The organism is Variovorax sp. W2I14, assembly GCF_050435205.1.
GTDB classification, from domain to species: domain Bacteria; phylum Pseudomonadota; class Gammaproteobacteria; order Burkholderiales; family Burkholderiaceae_C; genus Variovorax; species Variovorax paradoxus_C.
In genome coordinates this window covers 4,253,503-4,277,532 of the sequence record NZ_JBNDJX010000001.1, presented here as the reverse complement: position 1 = coordinate 4,277,532, position 24,030 = coordinate 4,253,503, and the positions used below count along the sequence as shown (strand labels likewise).

24 protein-coding genes and 1 tRNA gene are annotated in these 24,030 nt (G+C 64.2%); 15 read left to right on the top strand and 10 right to left on the bottom strand.

Features of this window, described 5'->3' with window-relative positions:
* Positions 1–89: 89 nt before the first annotated feature.
* From QF040_RS20165 to QF040_RS20155, 3 genes are all read right to left on the bottom strand, one after another.
* On the bottom strand, positions 90–965 hold the full coding sequence (locus tag QF040_RS20165; protein WP_429612529.1) for a DMT family transporter: 876 nt from the start codon (positions 963–965) through the stop codon (positions 90–92).
* Between the two features lie 35 nt (positions 966–1,000).
* A complete protein-coding gene (locus QF040_RS20160; RefSeq protein WP_429612528.1) occupies positions 1,001–2,620 on the bottom strand; it encodes a metallophosphoesterase in 1,620 nt (539 codons plus the stop codon).
* A gap of 65 nt (positions 2,621–2,685) precedes the next feature.
* On the bottom strand, positions 2,686–3,357 hold the full coding sequence (locus tag QF040_RS20155; protein ID WP_429612527.1) for a nitroreductase: 672 nt from the start codon (positions 3,355–3,357) through the stop codon (positions 2,686–2,688).
* A 350-nt stretch (positions 3,358–3,707) separates the two neighbouring features.
* Here QF040_RS20155 and QF040_RS20150 point away from each other — a divergent pair, with 350 nt between their 5' ends.
* Positions 3,708–5,348, top strand: coding sequence for a 3-(methylthio)propionyl-CoA ligase (locus QF040_RS20150; RefSeq protein ID WP_429612526.1), 1,641 nt, complete (start codon positions 3,708–3,710; stop codon positions 5,346–5,348).
* 269 nt (positions 5,349–5,617) lie between these two features.
* Here QF040_RS20150 and QF040_RS20145 read toward each other — a convergent pair whose 3' ends face one another.
* The 3 genes from QF040_RS20145 to QF040_RS20135 all read right to left on the bottom strand — a co-directional run bounded on the left by QF040_RS20145 (position 5,618) and on the right by QF040_RS20135 (position 7,280).
* Positions 5,618–6,103 (bottom strand): copper chaperone PCu(A)C, encoded by a 486-nt coding sequence (locus QF040_RS20145; protein WP_429612525.1) that lies wholly within the window; start codon positions 6,101–6,103, stop codon positions 5,618–5,620.
* A 45-nt stretch (positions 6,104–6,148) separates the two neighbouring features.
* A complete protein-coding gene (locus QF040_RS20140; protein ID WP_429612524.1) occupies positions 6,149–6,766 on the bottom strand; it encodes an SCO family protein in 618 nt (205 codons plus the stop codon).
* A gap of 112 nt (positions 6,767–6,878) precedes the next feature.
* Positions 6,879–7,280, bottom strand: a complete 402-nt coding sequence (locus tag QF040_RS20135; RefSeq protein ID WP_429612523.1) for a DUF2946 family protein — start codon at positions 7,278–7,280, stop codon at positions 6,879–6,881.
* 265 nt (positions 7,281–7,545) lie between these two features.
* Between QF040_RS20135 and QF040_RS20130 the strand changes: the two genes are divergently transcribed.
* The 11 genes from QF040_RS20130 (at position 7,546) to QF040_RS20080 (ending at position 17,224) form a co-directional block, all read left to right on the top strand.
* Entirely contained in the window at positions 7,546–7,986 is a 441-nt protein-coding gene (locus QF040_RS20130; protein WP_429614677.1) for a helix-turn-helix domain-containing protein, read from the top strand.
* 108 nt (positions 7,987–8,094) lie between these two features.
* Positions 8,095–8,541 (top strand): SRPBCC family protein, encoded by a 447-nt coding sequence (locus tag QF040_RS20125; protein WP_307601403.1) that lies wholly within the window; start codon positions 8,095–8,097, stop codon positions 8,539–8,541.
* A gap of 212 nt (positions 8,542–8,753) precedes the next feature.
* Positions 8,754–10,040 carry a tyrosine-type recombinase/integrase gene (locus QF040_RS20120; RefSeq protein WP_429612522.1) on the top strand — a complete coding sequence of 429 codons (1,287 nt, stop codon included), beginning with the start codon at positions 8,754–8,756 and terminating at the stop codon, positions 10,038–10,040.
* A gap of 267 nt (positions 10,041–10,307) precedes the next feature.
* The gene (locus tag QF040_RS20115; RefSeq protein WP_429612521.1) at positions 10,308–10,670 is read left to right on the top strand and encodes a hypothetical protein; all 363 of its coding nucleotides are present in this window, start codon (positions 10,308–10,310) and stop codon (positions 10,668–10,670) included.
* The gene (locus QF040_RS20110; RefSeq protein ID WP_429612520.1) at positions 10,615–11,022 is read left to right on the top strand and encodes a helix-turn-helix transcriptional regulator; all 408 of its coding nucleotides are present in this window, start codon (positions 10,615–10,617) and stop codon (positions 11,020–11,022) included. The genes QF040_RS20115 and QF040_RS20110 overlap by 56 nt, the downstream gene beginning before the upstream one ends.
* A 65-nt stretch (positions 11,023–11,087) precedes the next feature.
* Positions 11,088–11,960: a hypothetical protein gene (locus QF040_RS20105; RefSeq protein ID WP_429612519.1), complete on the top strand. Its 873-nt coding sequence runs from the start codon at positions 11,088–11,090 to the stop codon at positions 11,958–11,960.
* A complete protein-coding gene (locus QF040_RS20100) occupies positions 11,957–12,241 on the top strand; it encodes a hypothetical protein (protein WP_028258539.1) in 285 nt (94 codons plus the stop codon). Before QF040_RS20105 ends, QF040_RS20100 begins: the two co-directional genes overlap by 4 nt.
* 17 nt (positions 12,242–12,258) lie before the next feature.
* Positions 12,259–12,564 carry a hypothetical protein gene (locus QF040_RS20095; RefSeq protein ID WP_429612518.1) on the top strand — a complete coding sequence of 102 codons (306 nt, stop codon included), beginning with the start codon at positions 12,259–12,261 and terminating at the stop codon, positions 12,562–12,564.
* Between the two features lie 318 nt (positions 12,565–12,882).
* Complete coding sequence (locus tag QF040_RS20090) at positions 12,883–14,580, top strand: phage major capsid protein (protein WP_429612517.1); 1,698 nt, start codon at positions 12,883–12,885, stop codon at positions 14,578–14,580.
* A 612-nt stretch (positions 14,581–15,192) separates the two neighbouring features.
* Entirely contained in the window at positions 15,193–16,062 is an 870-nt protein-coding gene (locus QF040_RS20085) for a serine/threonine-protein kinase (RefSeq protein WP_429612516.1), read from the top strand.
* Positions 16,063–16,075: 13 nt separating this feature from the next.
* On the top strand, positions 16,076–17,224 hold the full coding sequence (locus QF040_RS20080) for a hypothetical protein (protein ID WP_429612515.1): 1,149 nt from the start codon (positions 16,076–16,078) through the stop codon (positions 17,222–17,224).
* A 225-nt stretch (positions 17,225–17,449) separates the two neighbouring features.
* Here QF040_RS20080 and QF040_RS20075 read toward each other — a convergent pair.
* A tRNA-Met gene (locus QF040_RS20075) sits at positions 17,450–17,526 on the bottom strand.
* A gap of 263 nt (positions 17,527–17,789) precedes the next feature.
* On the opposite strand from QF040_RS20075, the gene QF040_RS20070 reads away from it, so the two are divergent.
* A complete protein-coding gene (locus tag QF040_RS20070) occupies positions 17,790–18,455 on the top strand; it encodes a sigma-70 family RNA polymerase sigma factor (RefSeq protein WP_429612514.1) in 666 nt (221 codons plus the stop codon).
* Between the two features lie 73 nt (positions 18,456–18,528).
* Complete coding sequence (locus tag QF040_RS20065) at positions 18,529–19,920, top strand: hypothetical protein (protein WP_429612513.1); 1,392 nt, start codon at positions 18,529–18,531, stop codon at positions 19,918–19,920.
* A gap of 28 nt (positions 19,921–19,948) precedes the next feature.
* Here the strand turns inward: QF040_RS20065 and QF040_RS20060 are convergent, their stop codons facing one another.
* Positions 19,949–20,728 carry an enoyl-CoA hydratase gene (locus QF040_RS20060; RefSeq protein WP_307612062.1) on the bottom strand — a complete coding sequence of 260 codons (780 nt, stop codon included), beginning with the start codon at positions 20,726–20,728 and terminating at the stop codon, positions 19,949–19,951.
* 129 nt (positions 20,729–20,857) lie between these two features.
* On the opposite strand from QF040_RS20060, the gene QF040_RS20055 reads away from it, so the two are divergent.
* Positions 20,858–21,445 carry a DUF2325 domain-containing protein gene (locus tag QF040_RS20055; protein ID WP_429612512.1) on the top strand — a complete coding sequence of 196 codons (588 nt, stop codon included), beginning with the start codon at positions 20,858–20,860 and terminating at the stop codon, positions 21,443–21,445.
* Here QF040_RS20055 and QF040_RS20050 read toward each other — a convergent pair.
* Both QF040_RS20050 and QF040_RS20045 read right to left on the bottom strand, forming a co-directional pair.
* On the bottom strand, positions 21,442–23,274 hold the full coding sequence (locus tag QF040_RS20050; RefSeq protein ID WP_429612511.1) for a M61 family metallopeptidase: 1,833 nt from the start codon (positions 23,272–23,274) through the stop codon (positions 21,442–21,444). The two genes, QF040_RS20055 and QF040_RS20050, sit on opposite strands and share 4 nt — an antisense overlap.
* Entirely contained in the window at positions 23,274–23,996 is a 723-nt protein-coding gene (locus tag QF040_RS20045) for a DsbC family protein (protein ID WP_429612510.1), read from the bottom strand. The genes QF040_RS20050 and QF040_RS20045 overlap by 1 nt, the downstream gene beginning before the upstream one ends.
* Between the last annotated feature and the right edge of the window lie 34 nt (positions 23,997–24,030).

The following is a 24,030-nucleotide window of genomic DNA, read 5'->3' as shown; positions in this document are numbered from 1 at the left end:
CTGAGTGCTGGTGGTCCGCTGCGGAGGCGCGGTGGTGGGCGGGATTCTGCCGCAGGGTCGTGCCTCGCTCCCGGGCGGATCGGTCGCCTCTACCTGATGCGGGCCCCACTCGCAAGCACGATCCCCGGCACCACCAGCGCCAACGCCAGCACCACCGCCGCCGTGATGGGCTCGCCCATGAAGAAAGCCGCGCAGAGCGTCGTCAGCACCGGCACGGCCGCCGCCGACAGCGAGGCGCGTGCCGCGCCGAGGTGCGAGATGGCCACCGCGTAAATGACCAAGCCGAGCGTGCCGGCGACCATGCCTTGCCCCACGGCCTGCAGCGCGACATCCGGCCAAGGCGCGCCGAGCAGCCGCGGCATGCCTGTGAACCACAACAGCGGCAGCAGCAACAGCGTCGACCACCCATTGACGAAGGCCGCACCTTGCCACGGTGTCAGGCCGCAGTGCCCGAACGCGAGCGAGTAGACGGCCCAGAGCATCGCCGCCGCGAGAAAGAGCAGATCGCCTTGCCAGCTCAGCGAGCCCGGCCGGAAGCTGCCCACCGCGAAGAGCGCCATGCCGAGGGCGATGCAGCAGAGACCGATCAATCGAACGCCTTGCACCTTTTCTCCCTTGTGGATGCGCGCCCCGATGGCCGTGAAGAGCGGCAGGCTGCCCGCCAGGAAAACGCCCATGTGGCTGGCCGGCGCCCACTGCGCACCGGCGAGCACCAGCAACCCGAAGGGCAGGCCGCCACCGAGGACCAGCAGCACGAGGGCGATGCGTGGCGCCTTGGGCGAGCCTCGCCCCTTGCCGAACAGGAAGGGACACAGCAGCAATGCCGGAATGCCGTAGCGCAGCAGCGCGATGTCCAGCGGGCCGAGCGTGGTCGTGACGCCGTGGCGCGAGATGAGTTGCCAGGTGCTGCCGACGAGCGCCGCGGCCAGTGCGGCAAAGAAGCCGATGGGAAGGTTGCGATCCATCGGGCGAGTCTGGCGACGGCCCGGCGCGAAAGCTATCAGATTCGTGCGCCCTTGCCGAGCATGCGGCGGGCTTCGCCCAGCGTGACGCCGACCTCCTGTTTGAACACCGCGCCGAGGTGGCTCTGGCTGCAGTAGTTGAGATCGTGCGCGATGCCGGCGAGGTCGCGGTCGCCATCGACGAGGCGTTCCATCGCCGCGACCAGGCGCAGATGCTGGCGGTACTGGTGCAGGCTGAGGCCAGTCTGCTTCCTGAAGCTGCGCGCCATATGGAAGGGAGAGCGCGAGACTGCATCGGCGACTTCGTGCAGCGACGGGCCTGCGTGCCGGTCGGCGGTTTCCGCGAGCAGTCGCCGGGCGTTGGCGACGGGCTCGGTCAGCGGTATCAGCCTGCGCGCGGAACGCAGCTCGCCGACCAGCGAGGCGATGCCGGCCGCATCGTCGTTGCCCGATCGAAGCTGCTGCTGCGCGGCATGAACGCGGTAGAGCGACTTCGGCGAGAGAAAGCAGACAGCCGGCTCCGAATCCCCGGAGACCCGTTGATGTCCGCTGACGACCACGCTGCGCCGCGTGGCCCGCACACCCGGCCGCAGTTGGTAGATCGCCGCATCGCCGAAGCTGACGGCGGTCAGCCCGTCGACCAACCAGGTGTCGTTGCCGAAGCGCAGGTCCAGCATCGCGCGGCTGATCGGAAAGACGATGCGCTGCGACGCCATGACGTACGGCGCGCTCCATTCATGGCTGCCATGCGCGTGGGAGCGAACGTGCTCCACCTCGAACTCGCGTCCTGCGTAGAGAAGTGTTCGTTCGTGGGGCATGGCGTGCGTGTATGCGTGTGCGGGTGAAATCGCGAGTGGCAGTGTCACGCAAACGGATACGGCCCGTCCATCTTTCCGATGTGGCTCACATGGCTCACCATGCCCTCTGCCTCGTCCCACAGATGCAGCATGCAACCCGGCCGCCCCAGGTACGACGCGGGCGCCGCATCGGGCGCAAGCTGCAGTGCGATCTCGGTCGTGCTGCTCGGGCACGAACAGACGACGGTGCCCGCGCCAGCGCCTGAGCATCGTGCGATGCACGTGGCCGCAGAGCACGAGCTCGATGTTGCCGACGCTCCGCACGATGGCCTCGAGCGGCGCCGTGTCGATGTACCGATAGCTGTCCATGTACGGAATGCCGCTGGTGAACGGCGGGTGATGCAGCATCAGCAGCGTGGGCTTCTCGCGGTCGGCTTCGAGCGTGCGCTGCAGCCATGCGAGGCCCTCGGCATCGACGTGCCCGTGATGGAGACCGGGAATGCAGGAGTCGAGCGCGACGATGCGCACCGGGTGCGTGTCGATGCGGTAGTGCAATGCGCCCGTCGCGGGCAAGTAGGCGTGGTCCGCGAAGGCGGTGCGGAAGTTCTCGCGATGGTCGTGGTTGCCGGGGATGACGAGGTAAGGAATCGAGAGCCTTGCCAGCAAGCGGCGAGCTTCCGCGTATTCCTCGGAGCGGCCTTCATCGACGAGGTCGCCGGTCAATAGCACCAGGTCGGGCCGCTGGTCGAGCGCGTGCAGGTGCGCGATGGCCTCTTCGAACATCCGGTTCGAATCGACCACGCCCTGGTACAGCTGGCCGGCGGGTTGGACGTGCGGATCGGAGATCTGGGCGATGAGCATGAAAGGGAGTTCCGAGGTTTCCTTCGGCCAAGCAGGATTCGTTCCCTCTGCCGATGTCCCGTCGATCAGATGCCGATGAATTCGGCCACTTCGGCAAGCGGCGCGCGCTCCGTCACCAGCGCATCGAGCGGCTTGCTCCGGTCCGCGTACCCGATGGCCATGCCGGTGAACAGCATGCGCTCGGGCGGCAGCGCGATGAACTTGCCGATGGTCTGCGGGTACATCGCCCAGCATTCCTGCGGACAGCTGTCGAGCCCTTCGGCGCGCAGCAGCAGCATGACGTTCTGCAACATCATCCCGAGGTCGGACCACTGCGGCGGGCCCATGCGGCGGTCGACCGTGCAGAACAGCGCGAGCGGTGCGCCGAAAAACTGGTAGTTGCGCGCAAACCATTCGCGCCGCGCGGCCTTGTCCTCGCGCGGAATGCCCAGGCGCGCATACATCGCCTCGCCGACCGCGAAGCGGCGGTCGCGATACGGCGCGACGAGTTCGCGCGGGTAGATGTCGTATTCGGTTCCTTCGCCGGTCGGCGCCTCCTGCACGCGGGTGCGCATGATCGACTTGAGTTCGTCGAGCCGTTCGCCGCCCACCACATGCAGGTGCCACGGCTGCAGGTTGCCGCCCGATGGTGCGCGCAAGGCTTCCTGCAGCACGCGGCGAATGACGTCGGGCGCCACGGGCCGGCCCTGAAATTCGCGCACCGATCGACGGCTCGCAACGGCTTCGTACACGTTCATGCTTTGGCTTTCACTTTCGTTCATTCGGGAAGAGGGCGGGGATGCATTCATCTTGAACGAGGCCGATGCTAGTACGTCGCCCCGGAGATTTCGAAACATGACGAAAGCGATGGATTCGCGTCGAGGGCAAGGCGCAAACCGCAGCGATACCCGTAGGTATCGCGAGGATTTGCAACGCCGCCATCGGTGCGAAGACGCGCTTTCGTGTTTCGAAATCTCCGGGGCGGCGTACTCGGGACAACCCCGGGGTGCTCAATCGTCCGTTCCGACGATGTGGCGTGCAGAGGCTGCTGCCTACGATGCAGCCGGCCGCTGCATGAGATTCCCGTCGGCGCACAGGAGACAAGAACATGTTCGGATTGATGCAAGACCGCCCGCTGTTGATCTCTTCGCTGATCGACCATGCGGCCACCTTCCACCCGCATGCCGAGGTCGTGGGGCGCACGGTGGAAGGGCCGGTCCATCGCACCAACTATGGCGAGGTGCAGCGCCGCTCGAAGCAGGTGGCCAACGCGATGAAGGTGCTGGGCATCGAGCCCGGCGACCGCGTGGGCACGCTCGCATGGAACACGTACCGCCACCTCGCCCTGTACTACGGCGTCTCGGGCTCGGGCGCGGTGCTGCACACGGTGAACCCGCGGCTTTTTCCTGAGCAGATCGACTACATCGTCAATCACGCGGAAGACAAGGTGCTGTTCTTCGACACCAGCTTCGCGCCGCTGGTCGAGCAGCTCGCGCCGAAGCTGAAGACCGTGCGCGCCTTCATCGCGATGACCGACCGCGCGCACATGCCCGCCATCGATGTGCCCAGCCTGCTGTGCTACGACGAACTCGTCGGCGCGCAGAGCGCGCACTACACCTGGCCCGAGTTCGACGAGCGCACCGCGTCGTCGCTCTGCTACACCTCGGGCACCACGGGCAATCCCAAGGGCGTCTTGTATTCGCACCGCTCCACTGTGCTGCATTCGCTGATGGAGTGCGCACCCGACACCTTCGGCGTCAACTCGCAGATGACGCTCCTGCTTGCGGTGCCGATGTTCCACGCCAATGCATGGGGCATGCCGTATGCGGCCGCGATGACCGGTATGAAGCTGGTGATGCCTGGTCCGCACATGGACCCGCAGAGCCTGTACGAGCTGATGCGCGACGAGAAGGTTGGCTTCTCGCAGGCCGTGCCGACCATCTGGCTCATGCTGTTCCAGTACTTCGACGCGCACCCCGAGATCGACACGCACGCCATTGGCCTCAAGCGCATCGGCGTGGGCGGTGCGGCCACGCCGCGCGCCATGATCGAACGCTTCGAGCGCGATTTCGGCGCCGATTTCGTGCAGGGCTGGGGCATGACCGAGACCAGCCCCATCGGCGTGATCGGCAACCTCTTGCCCAAGCACCGCGCGCTATCGAAGGAGGAGCAGACGACGGTGAAGATGAAGCAGGGCCGCGGCGTGTGGGGCGTGGAGATCAAGATCGTCGGCGAAGACGGCCAGCGCCTGCCGCACGACGGCAAGGCCTTCGGCCATCTGCATGTGCGCGGGCCGTGGATCGCGAGCGGCTACTTCAAGGGCGAGGGCGGATCGGTGCTCGACGCCGAAGGATTTTTTCCGACGGGTGACGTCGCCAACATCGACGAGGACGGCTATGTGCAGTTGGTCGACCGCGCGAAGGACGTCATCAAGTCGGGCGGCGAGTGGATCTCGTCCATCGACCTGGAGAACGCAGCGAGTGCGCACCCGGCCGTGGCCGAGGCTGCGGTGATCGGCATCGCGCATCCGAAGTGGCAGGAGCGGCCGCTGCTCATCGTGGTGAAGCGCGCGGGCGCGGAGGTGACCGGCGAGGAACTGCTCACTTTTCTTTCGACGCGCGTGGCGAAATGGTGGCTGCCGGACGACGTGGCCTTCGTCGACAGCCTGCCGCATACAGCCACCGGCAAGCTGCTGAAAACCAAGCTGCGGGAAATGTTCAAGGGATATGTCGCGGCGAAGTCAGTTTGATGACTTGTTCGTTTTTTCTGTGGACAACTCTGTGGGTTGCCGGAGGAGGGCACCCTTCAAAGCGAGCATTGGCGGGCCTTCCCACCACGTTGCCTGTTGAATGAGCAGCCCGTCGGCCGACGGGGAATGCGGGCTACGCAAACCGGTGGGTTCAGGCTCGGCATAGGGGGAAATCCTCAGCAGATTTCTTGTGCGATGCGCGGCGGTCTTGGGTAACATCGCCGGCCGTTCGTGCGTGACGACCGGCGATTCATCTCTTGCAACGTCGCTCAGTGCTTGTGCTCGCCATGCGCGGCTGCAGGCTTGGCCGCGCTGTTGAGCGCGCGTACCGGCGCCTTCACCTCCAGCGTTTCGCGCTTGCCGTCCTGGCCTTCGAACACCAGCGTGAGCGGCACCGTGTCGCCTTCCTTCACCTGCTGCTTGAGGTCGAGCAGCATCACGTGATAGCCACCGGGCTTGAGCTCCACGGTCTTGCCCGCGGGCAGCACGACCGAGGGCACCTGGCGCATGCGCATCACGCCGTCCTGCATCGCCATTTCGTGCACCTCGACGACCGGCGTCACGGGCGAACTGGCCGAGATGAGCTTCGTGTCCTTTGCGGCGCTGAGCTGCATGAACGCGCCGGTGGCCTGCTGCTGCGGCACGGTCGCGCGGACCCATGCTTCCTTGACCGTGACTTGCGCGTGCGCGGTGGCCACGAGGAACGAAGCAGCGGAGAGGGCGAGGATGCGGGCGATGGGGGTCATGTTCGTCATGAGAGAAATCTCCTTGGATGTGAATGGATCGGGTTGAACTGAAGTTCAGGCGGTCGTCTTGAGAATCTTGCGCAGGTCTTCGGCGCATTCCGGCGCGCCTTGTTCGTGGCGCAGCACCAGCCGGATTTGTCCTTGCGGGTCGTACACGTAGCTGAAGGCCGAATGGTCCATCGTGTACGAGGAACCGGTGGGCACTTTCTTGTAGTAGGCCTTGAAGGCCTTCGCCGTCTCGCTGGTTCTCTGCAGGTCGCCGTAGAGGCCGATGAAGCTCGGATCGAAAGCGTTGGTATAGGCCTTGAGCACGACGGGCGTGTCGCGCTCCGGATCGACGGTGACGAAGATCACCTGCAGGCGCTCGCCGTCGGCGCCGAGCATGTGGCGGATCTCGGCGGCGCGCAGCAGCGCGGTGGGGCAGACGTCGGGGCATTGCGTGAAGCCGAAGAACAGCATCACGGCCTTGCCCTTGAAGTCGGCCACGGTGCGCTCGCGGCCGTCGGGGTCGGTCAGGCGGAAGTCCTGCGCGTAGTTGGCGCCGGTGATGTCGATGCCGTTGAAGCTCACGGGCAGTACCTTGTCGCAAGCGGCGAGGGACAGCGCGGCGAGGCCGCCGCCGGCAATGAGCAGATGGCGGCGTGAAAGTTGTCGAGGTCGTGTCGTGTGCATGAAAGCTCTTTCTGGCGGTCGCGCGAACGCGAGCGCATGAATGGCGGGAACGCGCGATGTGCGGCAACCACCATCGAGGCGGCATCTCACATGCGCAGGAACCGGAAGCGAATCAGCAGAGAGCGGGCGGCCCGCGTGCCGGCGGCGGCGCTGCGGTGATGGTGGCGATGTGCGTGTGCGCGACCACCGCGGCCGCGTGGACCGCGGGCACGACGGCTGGCAGCGAGACGCCGGGTGCTGCGGGCGGTGCGCCGCCGAGCACGCACAGCGGGCAGTCGAGGTGACCGGTGCCCAGCTCGTGCGCGCCGTCGTCGGTGTGCACGATGGCCTTGACCGAACCGCTGGCCGAGCAGACCAGTTCCATCGACACCGGATGCACCATCGGCGAGGCGATGGCCGCGCCGAGCGAGAGCGCGAACCACAGCAATGCCCAGCGAATCAGCGGCACGCCCGGACGCCGCAAGACCGCGTGGGCTGCGTGCCTGTTCGGTGCGGCGTGGAAAGGCGTGGGCATTGGCGCGGATTATCGGCGAGGCGTGCGGGCCGGGCATGTGCCTGCACTTCGCGGATGAAAGGGCTTTGCTTATGCGCGCGGACATGGACCATCAACTTCGAATCTCCACCGCGATCGAGGACCTGGACGTGCCGCTCATCCATCGCTTCCTGTCGGAAGAGTCGGCATGGGCGCGGCAGATTCCGATCGAGACCGTGCGCACGTCCATCCGCAATTCGTTGAACTTCGGCGGCGAGGCCGTTTACGATTTGGTCACAATGTGGGCATGCCAAACATTGCATCCATCCTCAAAGCCGAAATTTCACGCGTTGCCAGGAAAGAAGTGCGCGCGGAGATCGACATCCTCAAGAAGGCCTCCGCCAACCATCGTGCCTCGATTGCTGCATTGCGCCGGCAGGTGAGTGCATTGGAAAAAGAGCTGCGGCGTGCCGCCAAGGGCTCTTCGCGCCGCGCACCGGCCGATGATTCCGGCGACGCGAACGAGGCGGGACCGAAGCGGCGATTCAGCGCGACCCGGCTGGCTGCGCACCGCAGCAAGCTCGATCTCTCCGCGGCGTCCTACGGAAAGCTCGTGGGCGTGTCGGGCCAGACGATCTATCACTGGGAGCAGGGGAAGGCCCGGCCCCGTGCGGCGCAGCTCGAGAAGCTCGCTGCAGTCAGAGAGCTGGGCAAGCACGAAGTGGCAGAGCGGTTGGAAACCGCGTAGAAGGAAGCATCGCCCGTCCAGGGCGATTGATTGGCAGGATCTACGGTTTCTCGGTCCTTGTGATGCACCTTGGATGTCCGTAGGCTCATGGTTTCGAAAGGAAGAACCATGAGCACGAACACAGTCAGATTGCATCGCGTCCTTGCCGCAAAACCCGAAAAGGTCTACCGGGCGTTTCTCGACGCAGACGCCAAGGCGCGGTGGCTGCCGCCCAATGGCTTTACGGGCAAGGTCCACGAGATGGAGGCCAAGGTGGGCGGCAAGTACAAGATGTCGTTCACGAACTTCACCACGGGCAAGAGCCATTCGTTCGGCGGCGAATACCTGGAACTCGTGCCGAACGAACGGCTGCGCTACACCGACGTTTTCGACGATCCGAACCTGCCGGGGAAGATCCAGGTGACGGTCACGCTGAAGCAGGTGTCGGTCGGCACGGAACTGAGCATCGTCCAGGAGGGGCTGCCCGAGGTGATTCCGGTGGAAGCCTGCTATCTCGGCTGGCAGGAGTCGCTGCGGAATCTCGCGAGGCTGGTGGAGCCGGAGATCAACGAGTAGCGGGCGCCGCGCAGTCGTCTGTCGGCCAGGCGAAAAAAAGCCCTAAGTAGTTGATCTACTTAGGGCTTTTGGCTTTGGCGGAGAACCGCTTCGGCAGTGTTGGTGGCTCTTCACTGCATCGAAAGATGCGCCGAGAGCCGCATAAATGCTGATTTTTTGTTCGGGTGCGACCTTGAGTTACTGCCATAGTTACTGCACCTAGACGAACCAATATGCCACGCAATCTCATCGGCTCCGACACCGCCCTTCGATCCATCAAGCCCGGCGACCCACGCCGGCGCATCTCGGACGGCGAAGGCCTCTATCTCTTGCTCTTCGTGAAGGGAGGTGCGCACGGGTGGCGCTTCGACTACAGCATCCAAGGCAAGCGAAAAACACTTTCGCTGGGCACCTACCCAACGGTCGGCATCGGCTTGGCCCGAGAGCGGGCAGAGGATGCGCGAAAGAAGGTGGCCCAAGGGGTTGACCCCAGCGAGGCGCGAAAGGCCGTCAAAGCGGCCAATGCGCAGGTTCGAGAAGCATCGGCTCGTGCTGAGGCCGGTCTCCCGTTGCTTGATAGCTTTGAGCACGTTGCGCGGGAGTGGTACGACGTGCGGCGGGGTGATTGGGCGCAGAGCTACGGCATCAAGATCATCGGCCGCCTTGAGAACGACGTGTTCCCGTACATCGGTGCCCGACCCATTGCGCAAATCGACCCGCCCGAGCTGCTTACGGTGTTGCGTCGCATCGAAGGGCGCGGTGTTGTCGAGACGGCGCATCGTGCGCTTGAGAATTGCGGCCAAGTGTTCCGCTATGCGGTTGCCACGGGGCGCGCGACAAGCAACCCGGCGCGCGATCTCAAGGACGCTTTACGTAAGCCGCTCGTGCAGCACTTTCCCGCGATCACTGACCCCAAGCGCCTCGGCGAATTGCTGCGCGCGTGCGATGGCTACAAGGGCACGCATGTTGTGCGCACGGCTTTGAAGCTTGCTCCGATGGTTTTGCTGCGGCCGGGCGAGTTGCGCCATGCGCGATGGGAAGAAATCGACCTCGATGGGGCGTTGTGGACCGTGCCCGCCGCACGCATGAAGCGGAAGAAGGTTGGGAAGTTGCACGGCGCGCCGCACCTAGTGCCGTTGTCGACGCAGGCCGTCGAGGCGCTACGCGATCTGCATCCGCTGACCGGACGCAGTGCCTACGTGTTCACGGGCGAGCGCAGTCACGAGCGGCCGATGAGCGATGCCGCAATCAATGCGGCGCTGCGCGCTATGGGCTTCGGGAAAGACGAGGTGACGGGTCACGGGTTTCGCGCGACCGCGCGCACCATCCTTGCGGAGCGCCTCGGGGTCGATGAGTCCGTCATAGAGGCGCAGCTCGCGCACGCCGTGAAAGACAGTCTCGGCCGCGCCTACAACCGCACAGAGTTTCGCGTGGAACGTTTTTCGATGATGCAGAAGTGGGCCGATTACCTCGATGAATTGCGCCATGGCGCCAACGTGGTGAAGCTACACGCGGCTTGACGGAAGCGGCCGAGAACGTTTAGAGTTATGTCGCCTCGTGATGAGCGAGGTCGGGATTGGTCTCCCGAAGAAGTCCTGCGACGAAAGCCGCAGTTACCGCCTTGGTCTGCGGCTTTGTCGTTCGTGCCCCTTTTTTGGCGGCTCGATGGGCGGGCGCAAGCCCGGCCGGTTTCCGCAAGGACTTCCCGGTAGACCAACCCGTCGAGCTGCCGCCTTTGATTGGTCTCAGGGACGGCGGTTTTTGTAAACCGAAGTCCTTGGAGGCCTATGGCCGATTCTTCTAACGCTGGCGTTGACGCCGGCTGCTCTTTCGCGAGCTATCGCCCCACCGCTCAATTCAAGCCCTTCGAATGGGTTCGATGGGAAGGCCTGAGCCCTCCCCAGCGGAAGCTCGCCGAATTCTTGAACGATGCGCGCGACGTGGTGCAAGGCACGCACATGCTCGCCCAACTGCTTTCCTGGGATGAAGACCGGCGCGAAGCTGCTTGCTCCGACGAGAGCCCGGCACCCTTTTTCAATGCATGCCACCGCGGCGCGCTTGGGCGGCTTATGTCGGTTTCGCTAGGGCTTCTCAATGCTCAGATCGAACGCCAATGTGACGCGCTGGACAGTGCGCGCCGCCATGACTGAGGAGCAGGTGATGACATCGCAGGCCTTCTCAATGTCACCTCTTGTCGGTGATCCTCTTCCCATGTTCACTTCCGAAACCGTCCGTATGGAGACTCCAACCCCTCTCAAGGCTGCGCCTGGCGACCGCTTTCTCAGGATTCAAGAGGTCGAGCGCCGCGTGTGCCTGAAGAAGAGCGCGATCTACGCGCGCATGGCTACCGGCGCATTCCCGCGAAGCATCTCGCTGGGCCGTCGCTGCACGGTGTGGCTGAAGTCCTCCATTGATGGATGGATCGCCGAGCAGATCGAGACGGCCAACAACCTGGCCCTCTCGCCTGCGGGCAACACCGCGAAGCAAGCACCGAGGGCTTGAGCGCAATGGCGGATATGCATTGGTTCCGGTGGCATCACGGAACGGTCACTGATCCGAAGTTTGGCTTGATTGCGAAGAAGGCGGCCACTTCGGTGGCCAACGTCATTGCGATCTGGGCGTGCTTGCTGGAAGCAGCCAGCGCGTCCGAGGAGCGGGGCGACCCGGGAACGCTCGACTTCGAGGCCATCGACTTTTCTCTCGGCTTGGACGAAGGCACCGCCGAGCGCGTGTATGGGCTCATGCAGGACCGTTCGTTGATCGCCAAGGACACAGGTCGCCTGACCGCGTGGGAGAGGCGGCAGCCCAAGCGTGAACGCGATGACGATACCAGCGCCGAACGGAAGCGCCGCCAGCGTGAACGAGAAGCAGGAGACGTGACGGCTGTTGTCCCGCCAAGTCGCGCCGAATCAATCAGTGTCACACCAAGTCACGCCACGTCACGCCAAGTCACGCCCAGAGGAGAGGAGAGGAGAAGAGATAAGAGAACACCCCCCTACCCCCCGCAAGCGGGGGAAGTGGGGGGCGATGAATCTCAAACCTCCACGAAAGCGGGAACCGTCTGCAAAGCCATAAAGGCCAAGGGCGTTGCCGATGTCAGCCCCTCGAATCCGAAGCTGCGTGCGTTGGTCGAGAAAGGCATAGGCGTGGAGACCTTCGAGCAGGCGGCAGAGCTGTGCGTGAAGGCGACGCCGCCGAAAGGCATGGCATACCTGCTTGGCATTGTGGAGCGCCAGTTGCGGGAGGCCGCTGACATTGGCGCGAGCCCGGGTATGCCTGAAGCCGCATGGGACGCAACGCGCAGCAGCATCGAGGCGAAGGCCGCAGAGCTTGGCATTGCAAAGTGGAACGACGCGGACCTGAGCGTCCATCGTGAGCAGTGGCCTGCGTACCTGGCACGGGTGAGGGCTGCGGTCGAGCGCAAGGCGATTCACGCATGAGCGCCGCCGCATTGCAGATCGCACGTCGGCTGGCCTATGCGATCAATTCAGCGTGCTCGGTACGCGGCGACAACGACGCGAATCGGATAGCCCTGCTTGAAGAGGCAAGTCAATTGCCGTTGGAGGTGCAGCGCGGCTTGGCCGAGCACTTCGAGTTGGTCTATGTCGAGCTGCGACCTCGGGATCAATCGGCCACGGGTCCTTCCGCAGAGAGGCCCGTTACGGGTAATTCGAACCCCAACCTTGGACTGTTCGACGACTCCCCTAAGGGGGTTAAGTGAAGATGAATGGAGCAACCATGAGCAAGCGTATTGAAGATTTGATGCTGTCCGATGAGGACTCGGCCGCAGTGAATGCCCTCCTCGCCACGGCCGCTCGCGAGCGGCGCTTCGGCGCCCTGACGTTCTTCGCCGAAAGCCGTTGCATCGCGTGGTGCGGGTTGCTCTACGACGGCGTGCTGACGGCTCAGACGTTCATGCCGGCGGCGAGCGCGGCGACGGGCGAGGCCGTGGCCCGATGCCTGGCCGATACCCTTCTCACGAGCATCCGTGCTAAGAGCGCGCAGTCGGCGACCGACGCCGCTCTTCGCAAGATCATGAACTGAGGCGCTCTTGATTTCACGTCGAATTCATGATAACGTGGCACTGCTTCACGCAATCTGAAGTAAGCGACTCTCACGCCGTAGTGAGCGGTGCGCCGACACAGACGACACGTCGCGATGTAAAGCGGCATTCACGCGAAAGCAAACGAGGACGGCATCTGCCGTCGCCCATCCCCGCAAGGGGTTAACCGTTTGCGCCTGCTGAATCGCCGTATTCGGACGCTATGCATGCGCTGGAGTCTCTTCATGCCAGAAACAAGGCACCGAGCGTTCACTGCGACACGCAAAGGTGATGCGGCAAAAAACACGTTTGAAGCGAGCTTGAGCTCGGAATACCAGTACCTGCGCGGGTACGGGTACGAGGTGCTTTCGCACGAATCGAACGCTGTCGATCTGTCGCGCAGCAAGGACGGCCTTCCGCTGTTGCTGCAGCACGATCCTGGCCGCCCCATCGGGATGGTCGAAAACATCCGCATCGAATCGAAAAAGCTGCGCGCTCGGCTTCGCTTCTTCACGACAGAGGCCGGCATCGAGGCGGCCACCATGGTTGCCGAGGGACTGCGCACGCTGTCCATCGGCTACGTGGTCGATGACGCTCAGCAGACGGGGACGCGCGACAACATGCCCGTTTTCACAGTCAGCCGGTGGACGCCTTTCGAGTGTTCGCTGGTTTCCATTCCCGCCGATCCCTCCGTAGGCATCGGCCGCTCTTCTTCATCTTTCAATTCAAACCACATCATGACCACTGCAACCGAAGCAACTGAAATCTCCGCACTGCAAACGCGCGCCCGCGAGGCCGAGCGCGCGAACGAAATCAACGCGATTGCCGCCTTGATCCCCGGCGGCCCTGAGCTGGCACAGCGAGCCATTGGCGCCGGCGAATCGGTCGAAGCCTTTCAGCGTTCGCTCATCCGGCACCTTTCGACCAAGCCCGTGGCAACCGCAGACATCCGAGGCAATATCGCGCCTGCTGGTGATCGCTACAGCCTGCGCAACCTCATCCTGGCATCTGTCGATCCGGCCAAGTACGGGCACCTGTGCGGCTACGAGCGCGAGCAATCGTCGGAGATTGAACGCCGCTTCAGCATGCGCGCTGAAGGGTCGTTCATCCCGGCGAGCGTCCTTCGGCGTGACCTGGCAACCGGGCTTAACGGCGGGCGCAGTGTCATCGAGGACACGATGCGCGAAGACATGCTGTTGCGCGTGCTTCGCCCCCAGGCTCGCGTGATTCAGGCAGGCGCGCGCGTCCTCGGCGGGCTCTCGGGGAACCTTCGTATTCCGCGACAGACCGCCGGCGCCGAGACCTCATGGAAGACCGAACAAGGCGAGGCCTCCGAAACGAATGTTGAACTCGACGACTTGGAACTGAGCCCTCGACGGCTAACGGCCTACATCGACGTATCGAAGCAGCAGCTCATTCAATCTTCGGTCGAAATCGAAGCGATGCTGCGCGACGACCTCATGAAAGCCGCGGACCAGCTGATCGACTTCGCCGCCATCAACGGCACTGGCATCGGCACTCAGCCGCTCGGCATTCGATACACGCCCGGCGTTGGCACGGTGGTGGGAGGCGCGAACGGTGCGGCCTTCAACTGGGGTCATGTGGTGGATCTTGAAAGCCGCGTCGCTGAGACCGATGTCGCGATGAATCGGCCGGGCTACCTGGCCAATGCAGCAACTCGCGCCTGGATGCGCAAGACGCAGCGCGGGCCGGACATGGACTTCATCCTTGAGGGCAAGGTGCAGGACGAGCCATTGAACTCATGGCCGCTGCTCGTGAGCAACAACGTTCCGAAGAACCTCAGCAAGGGCACTTCGAACGGCATCTGTTCGAGCCTGATCTTCTCGGGCGATTGGAGCGAATTGCTCATCGCGCAGTTTGGCGAGCTGGATGTGATCGTGGACCCCTACACCTTGGCTTCGACGGCCACGGTGCGGATCACGATCAATCAGTTCGTGGACATCGCGGTTAGACAGCCCAAGGCCTTCTCGATCATGGAGGATGGACTCACGGCCTAGTACCTGGATCTTCCTCGTTCAGGCAGCCGGCCAGCATCTTGAACTGGCCGGCTGGCTAAAGCAAAGCGTTCCATCGAGGTTTGCCCGTCGTGACTGGCTCCTCAGATGGTGCAATACTCGACAAATGGTGTGGAGAGGGGCGTTGCGGCGCCTGATTTTTGAACATGGAATTGCAAGAGAAGCCCAACAATCTCGGTTTCGCCAGTGAGGCGATCCTCGTGGAGGCGTTCGTCCAGAAACTGGCACGCGGCCGTAGTCCTTGGGGAAAGTTAGAACTTGCGACTGAGTGGGATCACAAAAGCGGAAGTGTCGATGTACTTGGTCGGACCCGGCAGAAGTCTCTCATTGCATTCGAAGCTAAATTGACAGAGTGGAAGCGCGCATATATGCAGGCGTATCGAAACGCTGCTTATGCAAACAAAGTGTTAGTCTTGATGCCGCCAGCGACTGTGCATCGAGCCCTCGCGGAGGCTGCCGAATTTGAGCTGCGAGGGATTGGCCTTTGCTCTTTTGACGGGCGTGAGATTCGAGTCTTGATCGAGCCGAAGGAACAAGACGAACTGCTCCGATGGGTGCGAGAGCGCGCACATACCCATTTCAATAGCCTTCGTCATGAGCTCGCACCCGCCGCCGCCGCTACTCCCCGCTCCAAGCCCCCTCGATGCCGCAAGAGAGTTCTGCAACCAGCGGGGCTATGACCTAGGCGACGACCTGGGCTCAGGGGCGTTCAAGCTGGTTTACAACGCCACCATTGATGGCGTGCCATTCGCGCTAAAGGTTGCGCCCGTTTACGGGTCCACTGAGCGCTTTGAGCGAGAGACCGACGCACTTTTGAGCTGCGCGCATCCCAGCATCGCGACCCTTCGTGAAGGCCTCTTATTCGAAATGGGCCCGACTAAGTTCTGGCTGGTCGTTGAGGAGTTGCTTTCTGGCGGCACTCTTGAAGCTCGCCTGGCGGCGGGCCTTCTAACCCGGGAAGAAGTGCGGACGATAGGCGCGCACCTGGCGAACGCCTTGGCGCACCTCCAAGAGCGGCGGCTGGTGCATAGGGATGTGAAGCCAGCAAACATACTTTTCCGGACTGATCTGACCATCCCAGTATTGACTGATTTCGGTATTGTTCGGGTGCTTGACGCACCCACCATTACTCAGGCATTTGCTGCCCAAGGTCCAAATACGCCAGCCTTCGCGGCTCCCGAGCAACTGAATAACGAGATGCCCCTTATTGATGGTCGCACCGATCAATTCGGCTTGGGCGTGGTCCTAGTTATGTCGCTGCTCGGAAGGCACCCATATATGGGTGAAGGAGAGCACATACAACACGCGATCGAACGGGTGCGCGCGCGCCAACCAATGCCCGCACAAAATATTGATTTGTTGACCGCCCAGGGTTTTACAAGCCTCATAAAGGCCCTGCAGCCTTGGCCCGCCCAGCGTTATCGGAAAACCAGCGAATTTGCAGAAGCAATTCGCACTAGTTGAAAGAGATTGATAAATGTCCGCATATCTTCAGCTTGGGCACGAATCTTGGAGTCTGATTGATGAGCCTGCTCTCGCAGACTTCAAAGGAATTGTTCTTAGTCCGGTTAACGACACGCCCGAATATGTCGAAGAAAGATTAAAGCGGCTCAAGGAGCGTCGAGGCGACTACGAGATAATTCTTGACCCGCAGTTTTATAATCCCGCGAGCAACAAAGCGAAGCTGGCCCAGTGGTCATTTTTTCCGAGTGACTTTGAAACCGCAGTAGGCGAGAGCTTGGATTGGTGGGCGCCTCGCGCAAAGGCAGTGGTCGAGGAAGCTGTGAATCTAGGGTTTGACGCAGTTTGCAGCCCGATCCGTATTCCGAAGATTTTTACCTCTGAGTACTACGCTCATGCAATGACGGTCGCGGACCTCACTTGTGAGTTTGCCGAAGAAACTGGGGTAGACGTTCTGGCGACGCTAATTGTGCGAATGAAGGATCTCTCGAATCCTCAAAAGGCGTTCGAAATCGCTTCCATAATGTCGAGAGGCGCGTCCGAGCGGGTCTACATCATATTTTTAGACGACCTGCCGCAGAGGGAGCCATTTGATGATAGTGAGGCGTTGCCCACTGCGGTTCACCTGATTCGTCTACTGACTGACCAGGGTTTGCGCGTGCATGTCGCTTTCTGCGCTCATGACCTCGTGCTTTGGAAGCATGCCGGAGCGGCGGATATTTCATCTGGAAAATGGATGAACGTACGCAGATTTTCACCTGGCCGTTGGGAAGAAGAGGAAACAGGCGGGCGCCAAGTTCCCTATTGGAATGAGGGGCCGCTCATTACTTTGCTCCGTGAACAGGACGTTAAGCGTCTGGATCGCGATGGATGGTTTAAGAATCGAAGTTTCTCTGCAAATCCCTTTGGCGCGCAAATCTTGGAAAGCATCCGAAGTGGCGCAGGAGCGCCCTGGCAGAAGCTCTCGTGGTTGCAGTATTTGCGTTGGACATCCAACGCGGAGGCGCTCTTTTCGAAGCCCGAGACAGCGGAGCGCTATCTTGAGCGCGCCGATTCGCTGTGGACGGAATTACAACTGAAGAAGATCCTTCTGATCGACCGCTTCAATGACGGAAGTTGGGTTCGGATCTGGCTCAATGCAGTCCGGGAGGGTAGCTCCAGATAACTGAGTGGCGCCCAGTCGTCGGGGAGGCGGCACGGGCGCTGAGGCCTTCGCGTCGCAGTAACTTGATGCCTGTCTATGAACGGGTATGGCGGTTACTGTCGAAGTTACTGCAAAATGCCGCGGAAGCACCCGGAGTTATGCGGATCGAGGCGGAAAGAAAAAAGCCCTAAGTAGTTGATTTACTTAGGGCTTTTTGACTTAAGCGGAGAACCGCGAAAGTAGTGTTGGTGGCTCTTCACGGATTCGAACCGCGGACCTGTGGATTATGATTCCATCGCTCTAACCGACTGAGCTAAAGAGCCGTTTCAGCGTTTTGCGCTGAGCCCAAAATTATAGCCCAGTCCGCGGGACCAGTTCAACCACCCGCCGGCAGCTTGCCCAATTCTTCCGTCACCAGCCGCACGATCGGCCGATCCGGCGTCTGGACCGAGTAGTTGGAAACATCGGCTGCGTCTCCCGAATCGGTCTGCTCGCAAGGGTTCGGGGTTTAGCCGCGCGACTTTTTTCCCGGTGGCGAACCCCGATGCGCTCCGCCGCCCGTACAAGCTCAGGTGAAAATCCGCCGATGTCTGCGCTCCCACGCGCCCCTTCCGCCAAAGCCGCCACCGAGCGCGACGCCATGCCCGACGATCAGTTGATGCTGGCCTACGCCCACGGTGACGCCGCCGCGTTCGACGTGCTCTATGCGCGCCACGAGGGCGGGCTGTTCCGCTTCGTCAAGCGCCTTTTGGGCGCGCGGCTCGCGGCGCAGGCCGACGAGGTGTTCCAGGACACCTGGGTGCGGATCATCTCGGCGCGCGAGAGCTTCTCGCCGCAGGGCGCCGCCTGGCGCACCTGGGCCTTCACGATCGCGCACAACCTTGCGATGGACCGCCTGCGCGTGAGCGGGCGCGAGGTGGCGCTCGGTGCGCATCCGGACGACGACGGCGATGCCGTGCCCACGCTCGACTGCGGCGTCCGCGGCGCGGTCGATGCCGCCGCGCATCCGTCCGCGGAGGAGCTCGCCTTCTGGCGCGCCGCCGGCCGGCGCCTGCTGGCCTGCCTCGATGAATTGCCGGTCGACCAGCGCGCCGCATTCCTGCTGCACCACGAAGACGGCCTGACCGTCGAGGCGCTGGCGGCGAGCCTGGAGATCGGTTTCGAGACGGTGCGCAGCCGCCTGCGCTACGGCTTGCAGAAGCTGCGTGGGTGCATGGAACGCTACCTGTCGGTGCTGGAGCAACGCGCATGAGCGCAGTGCCGGGCCGCCCCAAGCAAGCTCGCTCCCGCCTGGCGGGAAGGCGCGCAGCGCCAAGGGTGCACCGATGAGCGACGACATCGATCTCCACGACGACGGCGACCTGCGCGACCCGGCGCTGCGCCGCGCGCTCGACCATGCGCCCGATCGCGATGCGACGCCCGATCCGCGCACGCGCGATGCGATCCGGAAGATGGCGCACAACCTCGCCGCTGCGCCCACATCGGCGCCGGCATCCGCCGCCAATAACGCGAGCGCCGCGCCCTGGTGGCGCCGGCTGTTCGGCGGCGGCGACACGCGCGCACGCATGCCTTGGAACGCGGCCTTCGCCACCGTGCTCGTGGCCGGCTTCGTGACCGTGCTGTGGCACCGCGAGCCGATCCCCGATGCGAGGCTCGATGGCGAAGCGAAGGTCGCCAGCGCACCGGCGCCGGCACCCGCCGCAGCGCCGACGCCGCCCGCGGCGGAGACTGCATCCAGCCCCGCGATCGTTGCGCAGCAGGCGCCCTCGGCGGCGGAAGCACCCGCAGCTCCCGCGCGCGATGCGGTCAGGGAAGCGCCGGACCGCGCGACGGTGGATGCCGCCCGCAAACCCGCGCCGGCGGCTGCTCGAAAGCAGACAGAAGCGGCACCTGCACCGGAGGCAAAGGCGGCGCCTGCCGAACCGGCGTCGCCGCCTGCTCTGACCGAAGAGCGATCGGCGGCAGTGCATCTTCCTCCGCCGCCAGTCCTCGCTGCTCCGGCGCCTCCACCCGCACCTGCAATAGCGCCCGCACCACCGGCATTCGCGGCGGCAGCGCCGGGCGCAGCCGAGTCGTCTGCACGCGTGCGTCAGAAGAGCGAAAGCGCGCAGGATGAAAGAGAGCTGGAGAGGCGCAGTGCCTATGCCGCCGCGCCACCCGCGCCTTCGGTCGCACCCGCTCCCATCGCCGTGCCCGAAAGAGCGCCACCTGCCGTAGTGGCCGCTGCGCCACCCGCACCTGTGGCACCGGCGCCCTTGCGACGGGAGCTGCCGGCCAACGCATCCGGGGCCGTCGCGCCGGGAGGCAGTCCGAATGCCGACGTCTCGGGCGCCCTGCGCGACACGGCCCCGCCGCGCGCTGCTGCCGCCGCCAAGGCCGCCAGGTCGCCGACGGGTGCTTCGGCGTTCTCCGCGCTCGATCACTGGACGTCCTTCGACTTCGTGCGTGCGGGCCTGGGCGTGCGGCACGCGCGCGGCGACATCGAAGGCCTGGCGGCGCTGGTGAACACGGTGGCTCGCTCGGCCACGACGGCGGATATGCAACTGGACGCGCCGGTCGAGGCGCGCCTGTCGCTCCATCAGGGCGGCACGGTGATCGCGGTGCTCGAGATCGCGGGCGGCCAGGTGCGCTGGACGCCGCAGCCCGGCGGCACCGCCACGGTCGGCACGCCACCGGCACCGGCGCTCGCCGCGCTGCGGGCGTTGCTGACGCGCTAGTTAATCAGTAGCTGCGCGCCGCAGCGCCTCAGGCGTTCTTGAAATCCGGCGCCCGCTTGTTCAGGAAGGCGTCCATGCCTTCCTTCTGGTCGACCGTGGCGAACAGCGCGTGGAACAGCCGGCGCTCGAACATCACGCCGTCGCTCAGGCCGCTTTCGAAGGCGCGGTTGACCGATTCCTTGGCCGCCATCACCGAGATCTGCGAGAAGCCGCAGATGATGAGTGCCGCGCCCAGCGCCTCGTCCGCCAGCTTTTCGTAAGGCACCACGCGGCTCACGAGGCCCGCGCGCTCGGCTTCGGCGGCGTCCATCATGCGGGCGGTGAGCACCATGTCCATCGCCTTGCTCTTGCCCACCGCGCGCGGCAGGCGCTGCGTGCCGCCGGCGCCGGGGATCACGCCGATCTTGATCTCGGGCTGGCCGAATTTGGCGGTGTCGGCCGCAATGATGAAGTCGCACATCATCGCCAGCTCGCAGCCGCCGCCCAGCGCAAAGCCGGCCACCGCGCCGATCACGGGCTTGCGGATCGTGCGGATGGTTTCCCAGTTGCGCGTGATGTAGTCACCCTTGTAGGTGTCGATGAAGCTGTACTTCGCCATTGCCGCGATGTCGGCGCCGGCCGCGAAGGCGCGTTCGCTGCCGGTGAGGATGATGCAGCCGATGGCGTCGTCCGCATCGAAGGCCTTGAGCGCCTGGCCCAACTCGGTCATGAGCGCGTCGTTGAGCGCGTTCAGGGCCTTGGGGCGGTTGAGGGTGATGATGCCGACCTTGCCTGCTTCGGTCCGCACTTCGATGTTTTCGTAGCTCATGGTGTCTCCGGGAGAGGTGGGAAAAATTCGTCCGGGCCACTATACCGAGCAAGGCCTCCGGCCTGCTGACGCCCAATGCCCTTCCAGTTGAGAATTGCTCTCATCTAGAATGGCCACATGGAGTTCCCGATGCAAGAACATGCCGTGTTGCTGCGGGCGTATGCCCGGGTGCAGGAGCGCTGCTCGCGCCTGCTGACCGAACAGGCCGCGCTGGTCGAGCGGCTCGAGGCGCAGATCGTGCGCCTGCGCGGCGCGCTGGTGGCGCGTGATTCGGCCATTGCGATGGTGCGCGAAGAGCTCGCGGCGCGCGCGGCCGGGGGCGGTGCGCTGCCCAAGCGCCTGCACGCCCTGCTGTCGCCGGCCAGCCGGCGCCACGAGATGCCGCCTGCGCCCGAAGCGCCGGCCGATCTGCGCGAAAAGGCCGTGCTCTGCGTCGGGCGCGAGGAAGAAGCGCCTTCGCTCGCACGCCAACTGGTCGAAATCGCCGGTGGCCGCTACCTGCACCACGACGGCGGCGACGATGCCGACGATCCGGCACTCGAAGCCGGCCTGCGCGCCGCCGACCTCGTGATCTGCCAGACGGGTTGCATGAGCCACGGCGCCTACTGGCGCGTGCAGGACCATTGCCGGCGTACCGGCAAGCCCTGCGTGCTGGTGGGCGAGCCGCAGCCGATGCTGTTTGTGCGGAACCCGGCGGCGACGGAAATCGCTGGTTAACCGGCCAACCAGCCCGTCACTTTCGCAGCGTCGTGCGTGAAGAGGCGCCAGGTGGTCACGCCTGTCGGCAGCGTGAGCGGCAGCCGGAGCAGCTTGCGATCGCGCGCAACGATGGCGGTGAACTTCGTCGTGTCGCCCAGATACAGCGCGAGATCGTCCAGCTTGGCGATGCGCCAGGCCTGCGCAGATTTCTTCTTGCCAACAGCGGGCAGCTCGATACCGATCCACTCGTCATTGGCCGAGAAGCCGGCCTTTTCGGCCGCACCGCCGCGCAGCACCACCTTGACCTGCACGCTGCCGTTGGCTTCGGCCACGCGCAGGCCGAGCACCTGCGCCTGCTGCGACGGATCTTCGAGCGTCGCCACGCCGTGCGTGCGCAGGAGCTGCGAGATCGGCAGCTCCTCGGTCGAATGCACCCAGCGTGCAAGCTCCTGCGCATACGAGCGGCCGCTCACGGCTTCGAGTGCGGCCGCGATGTCCGCTTCGCTGATCGGCCCGCCGCCGCTGTGCGTCCACAGGTGGCGCATCACGTCGTCGAGCGATCCCTTGCCTTCGTGGCGCAGCGTGAGGTCGAAGCACAGCGCCACCAGGGCGCCCTTGGTGTAGTAGCTCACCGTGCTGTTCGGCGTCTGCTCGTCCTGGCGGTAGTACTTGACCCAGGCGTCGAAGCTCGCGTCGGCGACGGGCTGCACGAGCCGGCCCGGCGTCTGCTGCACCTGGTTGATGGTCTTGTTGAGGAGGCGCAGGTACGCCGCGTCGTCGATGCGCCCTGCGCGGCGCAGCAGCAGGTCGTCGTAGTAGCTCGTGAAGCCCTCGAAGAACCACAGCAGCTGCGTGTAGTTCTCGCGGCTGTAGTCGTAGTGGGCGAACTCCGCCGGACGCATGCGCTTGACGTTCCAGGTGTGGAAGTACTCGTGGCTGATGAGTCCCATCAGCGTGGTGTAGCCCTCGGCCTGCTTCTTCTTTTCGCCGCGCTGCGGCAGGTCGCGGCGGTTGCAGATGAGCGCCGTCGAATGCCGGTGCTCGAGCCCGCCGTAGCCGTCGTCGACGGCATTCAGCATGAAGACGTAGCGGTCGATCGGCAGCTTCGGTCCGCCGCGCTTGCCGGCCTTGTCGCCGTGCCAGAAGCGCATCTCGGCTTCGCAGATGGCCTTGGTGTCGGCGATCAGCCGGTCGCCGTCGAACGAGGCGGCGGCACCCGCGATCACGAAGCGGTGCGGCACGCCGCAGGCGTCGAATTCGGCGCTCCAGAAGGCGCCCATTTCGACCGGGCTGTCGGCCAGCTCGTCGTAGCCGCTGGCCTGGTAGCTGCCGAAGCCTTGCTTGTCGACCTTCGTAGGCACGAGCGCGGTGGCGCACGACCAGGCGGCGCCGTCGGCCGCCAATGACGGCGCGACGATGTCGAGCGCGTGCGGCGCATCGGTCTGCCCCTCGACGCGCAGGCACAGGCTCGTGCCATTGAAGAAGCCGCGTTCGGCGTCGAGCCAGGCGGTGCGCACCGAGTTGTCGTACGCGCAGACCTGGTAGTGCAACACCAGCGGCTGGCCCGGTGCGCAGTCGACCAGCCAGCTGCATTTGTCGACCTGCGTCAGCGTGGGTTTGCGGCGCCCCTGCGTGGCGCGCAGGCCCTGCAGGTTCTTGGCGAATTCGCGCACCAGGTAGCTGCCTGGAATCCACACCGGCAGCGTCACCCGCTGCAGCGCGGCGGGTGCGTCGATGGTCAGCGTGACGGCGAAGAGGTGCGCATGCAAGTCCGCGCACTCGACGCGATAGCGCACGCCTGCAGCGGGCGCGGCAGTTGCGCGCCGGGAAACGGCTTTCGTCGCCATCAGCTGGCGGAAGCGGCGAGTTGCTTCTCGACCTGCTCTGCGGGAATGGCGCCCGGCGTGCGTGTGCCATTGCTGAAGATCAGCGTGGGCGTGCCGGTGATGTTGTACTTGCGGCCGAACTCGACGTTGCGCTGAAGCGCGGTCACGTCGCAGCTGCTCGCCGCGGCGGTGGGTTTGGTGCCGCCTTCCATCCAGTCGCTCCAGGCCTTGCCCTTGTCCTTGCTGCACCAGATGTCGCGCGACTTGGCGCTCGAATCGGCGCCGAGCACCGGGTAGAGGAACAGGTAGACGGTGACGTTGTCGATCGTCTTCATGTCTTTTTCGAAGCGCTTGCAATAGCCGCAGTTCGGATCTTCGAACACCGCCAGCTTGCGCTTGCCGTTGCCCCGCACGATCTTGATCGAGTCCTTCAGCGGCAGCTTGTCGAACGCGACTTCGCTGAGCTTCTCGACGCGCTCCTCGGTGAGGTTGCGGCGCGTCTTCACGTCGATCAGGTTGCCCTGGATCAGGTAGCTGCCCTGCTCGTCGGTGTAGAAGATCTGCGAGCCGTTCACCCGCACTTCGTAGAGGCCGTTGACCGGCGACTTCGTCACTTCGTCGATCGGCGGGAACTGCGGAATGCTGGCCGGCAGGTTCTTGCGGATCTCGGCTTCGCCGGCGGTGGCGGTCATGGCCGCGCCCAGCGTGCAGGCGGCGAGAAGGAGGGTTCGTGCGAGGGTCATGGGAAAGAAGTCCGTTCGGTTCGAATGTGTGGCG

What these genes read in the sequence shown, in the direction of transcription:
- QF040_RS20160 (WP_429612528.1), bottom strand. Translation starts at nt 2,620, where the DNA reads ATGCTCATCGCCCAGATCTCCGATCCGCACGTCCAACCCGCCGGCCAG.
- QF040_RS20060 (WP_307612062.1), bottom strand. Translation starts at nt 20,728, where the DNA reads ATGAGCTACGAAAACATCGAAGTGCGGACCGAAGCAGGCAAGGTCGGC.
- QF040_RS20115 (WP_429612521.1), top strand. Translation starts at nt 10,308, where the DNA reads ATGGCCGATTCTTCTAACGCTGGCGTTGACGCCGGCTGCTCTTTCGCG.
- QF040_RS20120 (WP_429612522.1), top strand. Translation starts at nt 8,754, where the DNA reads ATGCCACGCAATCTCATCGGCTCCGACACCGCCCTTCGATCCATCAAG.
- QF040_RS20055 (WP_429612512.1), top strand. Translation starts at nt 20,858, where the DNA reads ATGCAAGAACATGCCGTGTTGCTGCGGGCGTATGCCCGGGTGCAGGAG.
- QF040_RS20155 (WP_429612527.1), bottom strand. Translation starts at nt 3,357, where the DNA reads ATGAACGTGTACGAAGCCGTTGCGAGCCGTCGATCGGTGCGCGAATTT.
- QF040_RS20065 (WP_429612513.1), top strand. Translation starts at nt 18,529, where the DNA reads ATGAGCGACGACATCGATCTCCACGACGACGGCGACCTGCGCGACCCG.
- QF040_RS20050 (WP_429612511.1), bottom strand. Translation starts at nt 23,274, where the DNA reads ATGGCGACGAAAGCCGTTTCCCGGCGCGCAACTGCCGCGCCCGCTGCA.
- QF040_RS20100 (WP_028258539.1), top strand. Translation starts at nt 11,957, where the DNA reads ATGAGCGCCGCCGCATTGCAGATCGCACGTCGGCTGGCCTATGCGATC.
- QF040_RS20150 (WP_429612526.1), top strand. Translation starts at nt 3,708, where the DNA reads ATGTTCGGATTGATGCAAGACCGCCCGCTGTTGATCTCTTCGCTGATC.
- QF040_RS20045 (WP_429612510.1), bottom strand. Translation starts at nt 23,996, where the DNA reads ATGACCCTCGCACGAACCCTCCTTCTCGCCGCCTGCACGCTGGGCGCG.
- QF040_RS20130 (WP_429614677.1), top strand. Translation starts at nt 7,546, where the DNA reads ATGCCAAACATTGCATCCATCCTCAAAGCCGAAATTTCACGCGTTGCC.
- QF040_RS20165 (WP_429612529.1), bottom strand. Translation starts at nt 965, where the DNA reads ATGGATCGCAACCTTCCCATCGGCTTCTTTGCCGCACTGGCCGCGGCG.
- QF040_RS20070 (WP_429612514.1), top strand. Translation starts at nt 17,790, where the DNA reads ATGTCTGCGCTCCCACGCGCCCCTTCCGCCAAAGCCGCCACCGAGCGC.
- QF040_RS20110 (WP_429612520.1), top strand. Translation starts at nt 10,615, where the DNA reads ATGCTCAGATCGAACGCCAATGTGACGCGCTGGACAGTGCGCGCCGCC.
- QF040_RS20135 (WP_429612523.1), bottom strand. Translation starts at nt 7,280, where the DNA reads ATGCCCACGCCTTTCCACGCCGCACCGAACAGGCACGCAGCCCACGCG.
- QF040_RS20145 (WP_429612525.1), bottom strand. Translation starts at nt 6,103, where the DNA reads ATGACGAACATGACCCCCATCGCCCGCATCCTCGCCCTCTCCGCTGCT.
- QF040_RS20125 (WP_307601403.1), top strand. Translation starts at nt 8,095, where the DNA reads ATGAGCACGAACACAGTCAGATTGCATCGCGTCCTTGCCGCAAAACCC.
- QF040_RS20085 (WP_429612516.1), top strand. Translation starts at nt 15,193, where the DNA reads ATGAGCTCGCACCCGCCGCCGCCGCTACTCCCCGCTCCAAGCCCCCTC.
- QF040_RS20095 (WP_429612518.1), top strand. Translation starts at nt 12,259, where the DNA reads ATGAGCAAGCGTATTGAAGATTTGATGCTGTCCGATGAGGACTCGGCC.
- QF040_RS20080 (WP_429612515.1), top strand. Translation starts at nt 16,076, where the DNA reads ATGTCCGCATATCTTCAGCTTGGGCACGAATCTTGGAGTCTGATTGAT.
- QF040_RS20140 (WP_429612524.1), bottom strand. Translation starts at nt 6,766, where the DNA reads ATGCACACGACACGACCTCGACAACTTTCACGCCGCCATCTGCTCATT.